We start from the raw sequence: 12,439 nt of genomic DNA on the forward strand, positions 1-12,439 counted from the left end.
GCGGCGGCGGGGGCGGCGGCGGCGGCTTGATGATGTTCACCATCGTCACCTGCTCTTCCTCCTGCTGTTGGGCAGGCGGCGTCATTGGGGCCAGCAACAACAGGAGCGCCGCGGCATGCACGGCGATCGCGCAGGTGATACCGGCAATGCGTGCCCAGTTCAATCCTTCGCGGTCGTCATCATTCCTAACTTGGAGTTCGAGGTCTTGCGTCATGCCGTCAGCTCGGGAGGTGTTTCCGGACGCCGGGGCGCCGCGGGCCATCGTTCGGTTCCTGCAACCGTTTCCAGTCGCGGGAACCTCCTAGCATATACCAAACCGCGTCACAGGTTCCAAGCGCGGATGGTCATCTCTTCGCCGAATTATTTGCTTTTCAGCGCGAGAATCTTGTTGGCGTCGTCGGGCTTCTTCACGCCCTTGGCGATCGCCTGCTTGGCGGCTTCCTTGGCCTCGGGAATGCGGTCTTCCTGCCACAGCACGCGGGCGAGATTCAGGTACGTCTCACCGTCCGGTGCGAGCGGGGCCGCTTTCTTGTACGCATCGATCGACTTCGCCGACTGCTCGGAGAAGTAGTAGGACTGGGCCAGGGCCACGTAGGCCTGGTAGTCCGGCTTGAGGATGCCCTTTTCCAGGCCCTCGTTGATCACCGTCGCCGCTTCCTTTTCCTTGCCGTCGAGGTTCAGGTAAGTCGCGTAGAGCTGGCGGTAGTCCTTGTCTTCGGTGAACTGCCCGGCGGCGCGCAGCTTCTCGAGCACGGCGGCGGCCTTGTCGAGCTGGTCGGCCTGCGAGTAGACCGCGGCGACGTTCATCTGCGCGCGCTTGTCGCCCGGGTTCTTGGCCGCGAGCGCTTCGGCGATCTTGGCCGCTTCGGCGCCCTGATTGTTTTCCATGTAGCTGGCCATCAGCAGCTGCTGCCATTCGCCCTTGGGCTCCGGCGAACCGTCGATGGCCTGCTTGATGACCTTGGCCGCATCGGCGAAGCGGTCCATGCGGTACAGCGCATTGCCCTTGACGATCAGGTGCTCGGGCTTGGTGCTCTTGGTTTCGGCGAGGAAGCGATCCATGGTCGCCAGCGAATCGGCGTACTGGTCTTCCTGCAGCTGCAGCTGCGCCATCATGAACATCGAGTTGAAATGGCCATTGTTGTCCAGGCCATTGAGTTCGATCGCCTGCTTGAGGTAAGCGATCGCGCCCTTGCTGTCGTCGGCGTCGTAGGCCAGCTGCGCGCCGATCTGCGCGGCGAACGAACGCTCATAGGCGTTGAGCGCGGTGTTGGCGAGGATCTCGTCGGCCGCGGCGCGCGCTTCGGTGGACTTCTCCTTGTCGTAGAAGTCCATCATCTTCTGCAGCTTGGCGCCGCCCTTCGAGGAGGCCTTGGCTTCCGGCGCGGTGCGGGTCGCGTTCGGATAGCTGTTTTCGGCCTTGGCCTGCGAACCGCCGCTCTTGCGTTCGTTGTCCTTGGCGGCGCGGCGCTGGGCGCTGCGCTCGGAGGCGGTCTGGGCGTTGACCTGGGACACGGCGCCGAACACGAGCACCGCGCCGATGGCGGCGGCGAGCAGGGTGTTGCGACGACTGGTTTGCTTGTTCATGACACACCTCGAGGGGCTGAGCGGCCGCAGGCCCGGGGCCTCGCGGAGGAACGGCGCAAGGCCAAGGGGCCGCCAAGCTATCAGAAACCTGGGCCGGCGCGATACAGGTTCCAGCCGCCAAAAATCGTCAATAACGAATACTTATCAACCACACTTGGGCGTACGGCCGGCCGCGCGGGCCTGCTCGTAGGTGGGTATCAGGGCGCCCGCGCGTGCACCCAATTCGTGGATGCGCGATTGCGGGTCGGGATGGGTCGACAGCCATTGCGGCGGGCGCGAGGTGCTCGCCGCGATCATGTTCTGCCACAGGTTCACCGCTTGCCGCGGGTCGTAGCCGGCCTGCGCCATCAATCGCTGGCCGACCACGTCGGCTTCGGTTTCCTGGGTGCGCGAACCCGGCAGCAGGAAGGCGGTCTGCAAAGCCGCGCCGCCGAGCTGGTTGGCGGTGCTGGCCATGCCTTCGCCGTAACGCGCGCCGACCAGGCCGCCGAGCACGCCGAGGCCGATCTGCGCGCCCATCTGGCGGGTGATGCGCTCGTCGTGATGGCGCGAAACCACGTGGCCGATTTCGTGCGCGATCACCGCGGCGAGCTGATCCTGATTGCGCGCGACGGTGAAGATGCCGGTGTTCACGCCGACCTTGCCGCCCGGCAGGGCGAAGGCATTGGGCGAATCGTCGACGAACAAGGCCACGTCCCAGCTCGCCTGCCAGCCCTGCGGCAACTGCCGGGTGATCGAGTTGACCACGCAGCGCACGTAGGCGTTCTGGCGCGCATCGCCGCTGAGGCGTTGCTTGCTCTTGGCTTCGGCGAAGGCCTTGGCGCCCATCAGGTCGAGCTGTTCCTGCGATACCGCGCCGACCCGCTGGGTGCGCCCGGTCGGCGAAGTCGTGGTGGCGCAGGCAGCGACGACGGCGGCGATCGACAGGCCGAGCAGGATGCGTTTCATTGAAGATTCCCCGTAGCGATGGACTTTTGTAGCCCTGCCCGGATTAACCGATCGTCAACGGCGGGATCGCTCAGGCGCCGGCCGTCAGCAGGGCCGCACCGGCAATCAGGTTGTTGAGCGCGTGCGCGGCATATGCGGTCCACAGGCTGCCGGTTTGCCGGTACACCCAGGCGAACGCGGCGCCCATGAAGGCATACACGACCCACAGCAGCAGCATGCCGACGCCGTGGCTGGCGCCGAGGCCGGGCGGTTCGTGGACCAGTGCGAAAGCGAGCGAGCTCAGCGCCATGCCGAGCCCGGGGCGGCCGGCGGCCCACAATCGGCCGAACAACACGCGCCGGAACAGCAGCTCTTCGTAGGCCGGCGCGATCAGCGCGGCGAACAGCAGCAACAGCAACGGATGATTGCGGATCGCCTCGCCGAGCACGGCATTGCTCGGCCGCATCTCGATCTGCCACGACTGTGCCGCCAGGCCCACAAGCGCGCTGAAGCCGACGCAGGCGATGACGGTCAAAGCGACCCAGCTGTAGGTCCAGGGATTTCGCCAAGCCTGCAGCGAGGCGCGGCGTTCGGCGCGGCTGGCGGGCCGGCGCAGGGCATAGACCAGCACCGCGGCCAGGCCGGTCGCGACCAGACTCAGCGCGATCGCCGCCCCGGGTCCGGGCATGGCCCGATCGGGCGGAACGCCCTGCAGGCCTAAGACGAAAGTCCAAGCCACGCCGCCAATCAGGGCAAAGGCGAGCAGGGCGGCGATCGCCAAAAACAGGTCGATCGCGAAGCCGCCGAGCCCGGCGAGCAGGGTCGGCGGAGTCGACAGGGCCGGCGCGGAGGCGTCGGCCAGGGGCTCAGACGTCGAGATTGGCCACCTTCAACGCGTTGTCCTCGATGAACTCGCGCCGCGGCTCGACCACGTCGCCCATCAAGGTGCTGAAGATCTGGTCCGCCGCGACCGCGTCTTCGATCCGCACCTGCAGCAGTCGGCGGGTTTCCGGATTGACCGTGGTGTCCCAGAGCTGTTCGGGGTTCATTTCGCCCAGGCCCTTGAAGCGCTGGATCTGGCGGCCCTTCTTGGCCTCGTCCAGCAGCCAGGACTGGGCGTCGGCGAAGCTGGCCACCGGCTGGGCGCGGTTGCCGCGCAGGATCTGCGCGCCGTCGCGGACCAGGCCGTTCAACATCGCCGCCGCTTCGCGCAGCGCGCGCAGCTCGCCGCCTTCGAACGCGGCCAGCGGCAGCACCTGCTTGAGCTGCTGGCCCATGTGGTCGCGCACGATCACCAACGCGCCTTGGCGGGTGTCGTCGCCGGCGTGCAGCTGCAGTGCGTAGCGCGGCTTGCCCAGCCCGCTTTCGTTGAGGCGCTTTTCGATCCGGTCCAGGGTTTCGCGGCTGGGATTGTGCTGCGAATCGATCGCCGGCGCGTCCACCAGCGCCTGCAGCACGTTGGAGTCGTAGCGGTGCGCGGTGCGCGCGATCGCCTCGCGTGCGCCGGCGTAGGCCAGCAGCAGCTTCTCCAACTGCGCGCCCTCGATCGGCGGTTCGCCCGCGGCCGGGATCAGCGCCGCGCCTTCGACCGCGTTGCCGGCCAGGTACTGGTCCAGCGCCGCGTCGTCCTTGAGGTAGATCTCGTTCTTGCCCTGCTTGATCTTGTACAGCGGCGGCAGGCCGATGTAGATGTGGCCGCGCTCGATCAGCTCCGGCATCTGCCGGTAGAAGAAGGTCAGCAGCAACGTACGGATGTGCGAGCCGTCGACGTCGGCGTCGGTCATCAGGATGATGCGGTGGTAGCGCAGCTTGTCCGGGTTGTACTCGTCCTTGCCGATGCCGGTGCCGAGCGCGGTGATCAGGGTGCCGACTTCGGCGCTGCCGAGCATGCGGTCGAAGCGTGCGCGCTCGACGTTGAGGATCTTGCCCTTGAGCGGCAGGATCGCCTGGGTCTTGCGGTTGCGCCCCTGCTTGGCCGAGCCGCCTGCGGAGTCGCCCTCGACGATGAACAGTTCGCTGAGCGCCGGGTCCTTCTCCTGGCAGTCGGCGAGCTTGCCGGGCAGGCCGGCGATGTCCAGCGCGCCCTTGCGGCGGGTCAGGTCGCGCGCCTTGCGCGCGGCCTCGCGCGCGCGGGCGGCGTCGATGATCTTGCCGGTGATGGCGCGGGCCTCGTTGGGGTGTTCCTGAAGGAACTCCTCCAAACGTGCACCGAACGTGCTCTCAACGACCGGGCGGACCTCGGAACTGACCAGTTTTTCCTTGGTCTGCGAGGAGAAGCTGGGGTCCGGCACCTTGACCGACAGCACCGCGATCATGCCTTCGCGCATGTCGTCGCCGGACAGGGCGATCTTGGCCTGCTTGGCCAGGCCGCTCTGCTCGATGTAGTTGGTCAGGGTGCGGGTGAGGGCGGCGCGGAACCCGATCAGGTGGGTGCCGCCGTCCTTCTGCGGGATGTTGTTGGTGAAGCAGAACATCGTTTCCTGGTAGGCGTCGGTCCACTGCAGGGCGACTTCCACCGAAATGCCGTTCATCTCGCCCGACACCGCGATCACGTTCGGGTGCAGCGGGGTCTTGACCTGGGCCAGATGCTCGACGAAGGAGCGGATGCCGCCTTCGTACTGGAACACGTCGCGGCGGCCTTCGCCGCGCTCGTCGACCAGGGTGATCTTGACGCCGGAATTGAGGAACGACAGCTCGCGCAGGCGGCGGGCCAGGATGTCGTAGTGGAACTCGATGTCGGTGAAGATTTCCGCCGCCGGCAGGAAACGCAGCAGCGTGCCGCGCTTGCTCGAGGCCTCCAGCTGCTTGAGCGGATACACCGGCTCGCCCAGCGCGTATTCCTGCTGGTGATGATGGCCGTCGCGCCAGATGTCCAGCCAAAGGTGCGCGGACAGCGCGTTGACCACCGACACGCCGACGCCGTGCAGGCCGCCGGAGACCTTGTAGCTGTTGTCGTCGAACTTGCCGCCGGCGTGCAGCACGGTGAGGATCACCTCGGCCGCGGACACGCCTTCTTCCTTGTGGATGTCGACCGGGATGCCGCGGCCGTTGTCGTAGACCGATACCGAGCCGTCGGCGAGCAGGGTCACCACGACATCGTCGGCATGCCCGGCCAGGGCTTCGTCGATCGCGTTGTCGACGACCTCGAACACCATGTGGTGCAGGCCGGTCCCGTCGTGCACATCGCCGATGTACATGCCCGGCCGCTTGCGCACGGCTTCCAGGCCGCGCAGCACGGTGATCTTGCTGGAGTCGTACGTGGTCGAGGGCGGGGTCGGGAGAGTGTCGTCGGTCATTCGCTTCGAGTCGGCTGCAAAGGCTGTCGCTGCCGGGGTCGGAGAGCGGCGCCCGGCCAGACATTAGCTATTGGGATCCAGCGGAAATTATAGCACCTCGCGCCCCCCTGCCCCCTGGGTCCCCCGCCCCGCGCGGGGCAGCGGCCTCTCAGCGCGTCCCAGGCGCGGGAAAGCCCCCGAACTGAGGCGGCGCACGGACCGTTTCGGGCGCCGGGCGACGCCCCCGAGGCGCGACAGTATTCGGGCGGGCGGGCGGACGCCGCCGGTTCTGCGCCGGTTGGAGCTTGGCTGCGCGGGCCCGGATCGGATCGGCCCGAATCGGCCGGCGGCCGTGGCGAGCGGGCAAGCAGGCGCGCCGCAGCGTTGTCATTGCACGGCCGCGCGGCGGCGGGTCGAAGCGGGCGCGCAGCCCGGTCGGGCCGCGCATTCGGGCGCGGGTGGTCCGCGTTCGGCCAACCATCGCGACACGCCCGCGGCGCACCGCGCCGATCGCGCCCGCAATCGGCCGCCTGCGACGGGCGGCGTTGCCGGGATAGGCAGCCGGGCCGGCTCATCGATGCGGCCTGCGGCGCGCGGACGACGGGGTATTCGAGGCTCGCCCGGCCCAGGCTGGCGAGTACCGCCGGGCTTCGCACCTGCCTGACCTCCGAACCGGTGCAGACCCCGGGTTCGGCCGCCCAGACGGCCCGGCCCGAGGGCAGAAGCGGCTCATCCGCATGGCCTGCCCGCGCCGACCGCCATCCGGGCGGACGGTTCGAGGCAGGCGCAAGCGGCTCGGACCGGCATCGCCGCCCCCCGGGGGCGAACGATTCGACAGTGAGGCCTCTGGCGGGGCTTGTCTCGGAGCGGAGTGAATCGGGCCAGCGGACAGCAAGGAGACTTGCCCGGGCCTACGGTTCCACGTGGAACACCACACAGCCGGGAGGCTTGCCTTGTTCCACATACCGGCGTGGATCACTCCGGCCGGAGGGTTCCATGTTCCACGTGGAACCGAGCCACCTCGACCTCCATGTCGGCCAGCGCTGGCGGCGGCTCGGTGCCGGTAATGAAGACCTGGGCCCGACTGGCGATCAGGCGCTCCAGGACTCGGCGCTGATGGCGGCGGTCCAGCTCAGAGGCGAGGTCGTCCAAGGCGATCACCGGCCATTCGCCTTGGACCTGGGCGTGCTGCTCGGCTTGGGCCAGCAGAGCGACCAGCGCCACCAGCTTGGCCTGGCCGCGCGACAAGGCCTCGCGGCCGGGAATCGCGCCGTAGCCGATCCGCCAGTCCGCGCGGTGCGGGCCCACCGAGGTGAAGCCCTGTTGCTGGTCGCGTTCGCGGGCCAACAGCAGGGCATCGGCCAGGGGAAACTCATCGCGGCGCCAACCCGACGCATAGTCCAGGCGAATCGAGCCCAGTCCCGGCGCCAACTCGGCTGCGAACGCGGAAAAGCGGGGTTGCAGCTCGTCCAGGTACTGCTGGCGTCGCCGGCTCAGCGGTTCGCCGGCCTCGGCCAGCTCGTGATCCCAGGCGTCCAATTGCCCGTCGCGGGCGCGGGCCTTGAGCAGGGCATTGCGCTGTTTCAGCGCACGGGTGTAGCGCCGCCACAGCGGGGTAAAGTCCGGTTCCACGTGGAACAAGCCCCAATCCAGGTAGCGGCGACGGATCTCGCCGGGCCCGGTGATCAAGGCGTGGCTGCCGGGTTCGAAGCTGACCACGGCCAGGGCGGCGCAGAGCTCGCCGAGCTGGGACACGTTCTGGCCGTCGAGCCGGCCGACCCAATCCTGGCCGCTGTGGCGCAATCCGGCCTTGCGGCGCTGCTCGCGCCGGGCTTCCTGCCATTCGACGAAGACTTCCAGGGCCGGGTCGCCCGCCCGGATCAGCCCGTCGCGGACGCGGCCGCGGAAGCTGCGGCCGTAGGCCATCAAATGCAGGGCTTCGAGCAGGCTGGTCTTGCCCGCGCCGTTCTCGCCCGTAATCAGGTTGATCCCGGGCGCCGGCGACAGGCTCACTTCGGCAAAGCGGCGCAAGCCGCGGGCGTCCAGGCGGGTCACATGCATCGGGAAATGATGGCAGATCGGGCCCGGGGCCGGAGAGGGCCGTGGCGACGGTTCGGCGAAGCGCCCAGGTCGGCATGGGGCTTGAGAGGCGGTTCGAATGGTGGAACGGTCGCTTAAGTGCTTGTTCGGCTTGGTTACGCCGGTAAACCCGGGACTTGGGGCGGAATCGTCCGCGCTTGGCGGGCCGCGGGACGCCATGCCGTTGTCGAGCCGGATGGAAGATCGGCAGTGGCGGATTGCCGGCTGGCCGCGTCAGGGCGGCGGCTGGGGCAGGTTCCTCGGGGGAGGCTGACTGACTTCGCTGCCTTTCCGGCGGGGAATTCGAGCGTCAATGAGGGGAGGTAGGCCTTGGACTGGCTGCGGGTCCCCCGGGGTCGCGGCTGGGCCGCGCGCCCTCCGGCGATGGTTTCGCGCTTCGGTCGCTGACGTCGTTCTTGGCTTTTCTGCGCGTCCCTGGGCCAAAACGAAAACGCCCAGCGCGGGGCCGGGCGTTTCGTGTTCCACGTGGAACCGGACGAATCCGGTTCCGGTACGACTGGGGTCAGAGCCGCAGCGGCATGACCACGTGGCGGCAACGCTCGTTCGAGGCTTCGCGCACCAGCGCCGAGGAGTTGGCGTCGCGCAGGGCCAAGACCACGTGTTCGTCGCGCAGGGCGCCGAGAGCGTCGAGCAGGTAGTTGACGTTGAAGCCCACCGCCAGGTCGTCGACCTTGGTGTCGGCTTCGACTTCTTCCTGCGCCTCTTCCTGTTCCGGGTTGTGTGCGCTGATCTTGAGCTGGCCCGGCGATACCTCGATGCGCACGCCGCGGTACTTCTCGTTCGAGAGGATCGCGGCGCGCTGCAGCGAAGCGCGCAGGGTTTCGCGCTCGATCCGCACCTCGCGGTCGGCGCCGATCGGGATCACCGCTTCGTAATCGGGGAAGCGGCCGTCGATCAGCTTGCTGGTGAAGGTGACATCGTCGCGCTTGACCCGGATGTGGCCGCGGCCCATTTCCAGTTCCAGCTCGCGTTCGCCGCCTTCCAGCAGGCGCTGCAGTTCCTGCACGCCCTTGCGCGGCACGATGATCTGGCGCTTGGTCTGCGAACCGCCTTCGAACGCGGCTTCGCACAGGGCCAGGCGATGGCCGTCGGTGGCGACGCAGCGCAGGCTGGATTCGCGCAGGTCGAACAGCAGGCCGTTGAGGTAATAGCGCACGTCCTGCTGGGCCATCGCGAACGCGGTGCGTTCGATCAGCTCCTTCAAGGCCGCTTCCGGCACCCGCACGCGTTCGGTGGCTTCGACCTCGTCGATCGACGGGAAGTCGTTGGCCGGCAGGCTGGCCAGGGTGAAGCGCGAACGCCCGGCCTGGACGGTGATCTTCTCGGCGGCCTGACTGACGGTGACCTTACTGCCGTCGGGCAGGGCGCGAATGATCTCGAACAGCTTGCGCGCTGGGATCGTGGTTTCGCCGTCCTTCGCGTCGTCCACGGCGACTCTGGAAATCATCTCGACTTCCAGATCGGTACCGGTCAGCGAAAGCTGCCCGTCGGTGACCTGGACGAGCAGGTTGGCGAGGACCGGCAAGGTCTGCCGGCGTTCGACGACATTGACCACCTGGGCCAACGGCTTGAGAAAGACTTCGCGTTGCAGACTGAAACGCATGCGGACCCCTTGGCCGTCTGTGGGACTAAGCCCAAAACAAAAGAGATGTATAAATCAAAAGCTTGGTGGTGATGGAGCAGCGAAAAACACTGGAAAACCAAAGTAATTATTTGATTTGCAAGGGTTTTTCATCACTCCGAACCCTGTTGGAAGCGGCCTGGGGAAGGCGGTAGAACCTGTGGATAAAAATCGGGCGGATCGCCCGCGCTTTATTTATCCACAGCTTGTACGAGCGTCATCCCCGAACTTATGCCTTTCGCGACAACCACTTAGCCAGTACCTTGTGTCCATCGGCGCTGCGGCGGTGCCGATCAGGGCAGCGACGCGGTCACCGGGACCGAGGTCTCTGGCCCGGTGCGGAACCGGACCGGCCGAACCGGGCGAGCGCAGCCGCGAGGCGCGGACGACCGGAACGGCGAGCCGGCGCGGCGGAACCGGCCGATCCGACATCATGCACAGCGGTACTGCAGCAGCGGTCTTGCGATCTCCTCGGATGAGCGCGAACCGCCGCGCGGTCGAACTCACTCGCTGAGCTTGCGGATCAGCTTGTCCCAATCCTCGCGCAGCTTGCCGTCGGTTTCCATCAAGGTGCGGATCTGCCGGCAGGCGTGCAGCACGGTGGTGTGGTCGCGGCCCGCAAAGGCGTCGCCGATTTCCGGCAGCGAGTGTTCGGTCAGCTCCTTGGTCAGCGCCATGGCGACCTGGCGCGGCCGGGCCAGCGAACGCGTCCGCCGTTTCGACAACAAGTCCTTGATCTGTAGGCCGTAGTAGTCTGCCACGGTCTTCTGGATGTTGGGGATGCCGATCGCCTGCTGCTGCGCGCGCAGCAGATCGCGCAGGGTTTCCTGGGCGAACTCGACAGTGACGGCGCGGCCGGTGAAGTTGGCCCGGGCAGTCAGGGTGTTGAGGGCGCCTTCCAGGTCGCGCACGTTCGAGCGCATCTTCTTGGCCAGCAGGAAGGCGACTTCCTCCGGAATCGCGGCGCCGCGTTCCTTGGCCTTGGAGATCACGATCTGGGCGCGGGTCTCGAAGTCCGGCGGCTCGATCGCCACCGACAGGCCCCAGGCCAGGCGCGACTTCAGCCGCGGCTCCAGGCCCTCGACTTCGCGCGGGTAGCGATCGCAGGTCAGGATGATCTGCTGCTTGCCGTCGAACAGCGCATTGAAGGTATGGAAGAACTCTTCCTGGGTGCGGTCCTTGCCGGCGAAGAACTGGATGTCGTCGATCAGCAGCGCGTCGACGCGCTGGAACTGGCGCTTGAACGCATCCATGGTCTTGTCCTGCAGCGCCTTCATCATCGCGCTGAAGAACTGCTCCGAACGCAGGTACATGACCCGCATCGCCGGATTGGCGTCGCGCATGGCGTTGCCGGCGGCGAACATCAGATGGGTCTTGCCCAGGCCGGTGCCGCCGTACAGCAGCAGCGGGTTGTGCGCGCGCTCGCCGGGCTTCTGCGCCGCCTGCCAGGCGGCGGCGCGGCCGAGCTGGTTGCTGCGGCCTTCGACGAAGTTGTCGAAGGTGTAATGGGTGTCGAGATTGCCCTGGAACGGCTCCGCCGGTGCGCTCGCGACCGGACGCGGCGCGACAGCGCCCGCCGCGGTCTCGGCCGGCGGGGCGATCGGCGCCACCCGCGGCAGCGAGCCGATTTCCAGGCTGACCTCGCCGCTGCCGGCGAAATACGACAGCAGCTCGCGGATCCGCGCCAGATAGCGCTCGCGCACGTGTTCGACCACGAAGGCGTTGGGCGCGTACAGCACGGTCACGTCGTCGCGACGCGTCGCCTGCAGGGGCTTCAACCAGGTATGTACGTCCTCGACCGGAAATTCGGCTTCGAGGCGTTCGAGGCAGCGGGGCCAGGCTTCCATCTGTGTAATGCGTCTTCTTATACGTGTAACTGACTCGGTCGGCCGGCCTGGCGGCGCAGCAGACGAAAGCGGCCGTGCGCACGATGCGGACATCGCGCCTGACAAGGCCGGGGGGTCGGTCAGACTACCATCGCGACCGGGTCCGGAACAGGACTAATCCACAGGTTCATGCACAGGCTGCCCGGCGGCCGGGGTGTACCCGCGCAAACACCAAGCCAAACAAAGGCTTGACCCGCCCCAAGGGCGCCCCTAGAATTCGCGGTCCACTCGTCGTCACCCATTCCAGAGCCGATCATGGCCACCAAGCGCACCTACCAGCCCAGCAACCTCAAGCGCAAGCGCGACCACGGTTTCCGTGCCCGCATGGCGACCGCCGACGGCCGCAAGGTTCTCGCCCGTCGTCGTGCCAAGGGCCGCAAGCGCCTCTGCGCCTAAGCCGTTTCAGCCGTCTGCGCCGATCGCGACGATCCGGCGCGGCGCGGCCTGAGCGTCTGCGATGAATTCGAACCGCTTCCCGCGCACCGCGCGGGTTCGCGCGCGTTCCGATTTCGACCGAATCTTCAAGCATGGCCGGCGCGTGGCGCTGCCCGTGCTCGCTTTGCATTTCCAGGCCGATCCGGCGGTGCCGGCGCGCCTGGGCCTGGCGGTCTCGCGCAAAGTCGATCCGAACGCGGTCGGCCGTAACCGCATCAAACGCGTGCTGCGCGACACCTTCCGCCATCTGCGCGGCGAGCTCGCCCCCGGCGACTACGTCCTGGTCGCCCGGCCGGGCGCCTCGCGCTGCAACGGCGAGGAACTGCGCAACCACTTCCGCAGTCTGCTCAAGCGTGCCGGCGCCTGGCCCGGCCTCGCATTGCCCGCGACTGCCGCGACCGGCACAATGCCGGCCGCTTCCCCTTCCGCCCCCATGCCGGACTCCGGTCCCGGCTGAGCCTGCCTGCTGCCCATGAACCAGACCCGTGCTTTCCTGATCCTCGCCTGGCTGATGGTGGCGACCTTGCTGTGGATGGAATGGGGCAAGGAGAAGTCGGCGCCGCCGGCGCCGCCGCCGGCCGCCCTGGCGCCGGCCAGCAGCGTGCCCT

Annotated in this window: 9 protein-coding genes and 1 pseudogene; 2 read left to right on the forward strand and 8 right to left on the reverse strand. The window is 67.6% G+C overall.

The features are described from left to right. The 8 genes and pseudogenes from TX83_RS06565 to dnaA all read right to left on the reverse strand — a co-directional run. Positions 1 to 214 (reverse strand): annotated as a pseudogene (locus TX83_RS06565) (energy transducer TonB); the annotation flags it as partial. Positions 215 to 360: 146 nt separating this feature from the next. Next, a complete protein-coding gene (locus TX83_RS06570; protein WP_064747140.1) occupies positions 361 to 1,587 on the reverse strand; it encodes a tetratricopeptide repeat protein in 1,227 nt (408 codons plus the stop codon). Positions 1,588 to 1,731: 144 nt separating this feature from the next. Further along, positions 1,732 to 2,535: a M48 family metallopeptidase gene (locus tag TX83_RS06575; protein WP_064747141.1), complete on the reverse strand. Its 804-nt coding sequence runs from the start codon at positions 2,533 to 2,535 to the stop codon at positions 1,732 to 1,734. A 70-nt stretch (positions 2,536 to 2,605) separates the two neighbouring features. Next, a complete protein-coding gene (locus tag TX83_RS06580; RefSeq protein WP_261370046.1) occupies positions 2,606 to 3,202 on the reverse strand; it encodes a CPBP family intramembrane glutamic endopeptidase in 597 nt (198 codons plus the stop codon). A gap of 178 nt (positions 3,203 to 3,380) precedes the next feature. Continuing rightward, positions 3,381 to 5,810, reverse strand: coding sequence for a DNA topoisomerase (ATP-hydrolyzing) subunit B (gene gyrB, locus TX83_RS06585; protein ID WP_064747143.1), 2,430 nt, complete (start codon positions 5,808 to 5,810; stop codon positions 3,381 to 3,383). A 954-nt stretch (positions 5,811 to 6,764) separates the two neighbouring features. Then, entirely contained in the window at positions 6,765 to 7,850 is a 1,086-nt protein-coding gene (recF, locus tag TX83_RS06590; RefSeq protein WP_064747144.1) for a DNA replication/repair protein RecF, read from the reverse strand. A 541-nt stretch (positions 7,851 to 8,391) separates the two neighbouring features. After that, entirely contained in the window at positions 8,392 to 9,492 is a 1,101-nt protein-coding gene (gene dnaN, locus TX83_RS06595) for a DNA polymerase III subunit beta (protein WP_064747145.1), read from the reverse strand. A gap of 521 nt (positions 9,493 to 10,013) precedes the next feature. Beyond that, positions 10,014 to 11,357 carry a chromosomal replication initiator protein DnaA gene (dnaA, locus tag TX83_RS06600; RefSeq protein WP_064747146.1) on the reverse strand — a complete coding sequence of 448 codons (1,344 nt, stop codon included), beginning with the start codon at positions 11,355 to 11,357 and terminating at the stop codon, positions 10,014 to 10,016. A 294-nt stretch (positions 11,358 to 11,651) separates the two neighbouring features. Between dnaA and rpmH the strand changes: the two genes are divergently transcribed. Together rpmH and rnpA are read left to right on the forward strand one after the other, a co-directional pair. Then, entirely contained in the window at positions 11,652 to 11,792 is a 141-nt protein-coding gene (gene rpmH, locus TX83_RS06605) for a 50S ribosomal protein L34 (protein ID WP_036139660.1), read from the forward strand. Positions 11,793 to 11,853: 61 nt separating this feature from the next. Continuing rightward, positions 11,854 to 12,288: a ribonuclease P protein component gene (gene rnpA, locus TX83_RS06610; protein WP_064747147.1), complete on the forward strand. Its 435-nt coding sequence runs from the start codon at positions 11,854 to 11,856 to the stop codon at positions 12,286 to 12,288. Positions 12,289 to 12,439: the final 151 nt, after the last annotated feature.

The sequence above is a fragment of the Lysobacter antibioticus HS124 genome (genome assembly GCF_000336385.2).
Classification (GTDB): domain Bacteria; phylum Pseudomonadota; class Gammaproteobacteria; order Xanthomonadales; family Xanthomonadaceae; genus Lysobacter; species Lysobacter firmicutimachus.

Coding starts and splice junctions, on each gene's coding strand:
- TX83_RS06570 (WP_064747140.1), bottom strand. CDS start 1,587: ATGAACAAGCAAACCAGTCGTCGCAACACCCTGCTCGCCGCCGCCATC.
- TX83_RS06575 (WP_064747141.1), bottom strand. CDS start 2,535: ATGAAACGCATCCTGCTCGGCCTGTCGATCGCCGCCGTCGTCGCTGCC.
- TX83_RS06580 (WP_261370046.1), bottom strand. CDS start 3,202: ATGCCCGGACCCGGGGCGGCGATCGCGCTGAGTCTGGTCGCGACCGGC.
- gyrB (WP_064747143.1), bottom strand. CDS start 5,810: ATGACCGACGACACTCTCCCGACCCCGCCCTCGACCACGTACGACTCC.
- recF (WP_064747144.1), bottom strand. CDS start 7,850: ATGCATGTGACCCGCCTGGACGCCCGCGGCTTGCGCCGCTTTGCCGAA.
- dnaN (WP_064747145.1), bottom strand. CDS start 9,492: ATGCGTTTCAGTCTGCAACGCGAAGTCTTTCTCAAGCCGTTGGCCCAG.
- dnaA (WP_064747146.1), bottom strand. CDS start 11,357: ATGGAAGCCTGGCCCCGCTGCCTCGAACGCCTCGAAGCCGAATTTCCG.
- rpmH (WP_036139660.1), top strand. CDS start 11,652: ATGGCCACCAAGCGCACCTACCAGCCCAGCAACCTCAAGCGCAAGCGC.
- rnpA (WP_064747147.1), top strand. CDS start 11,854: ATGAATTCGAACCGCTTCCCGCGCACCGCGCGGGTTCGCGCGCGTTCC.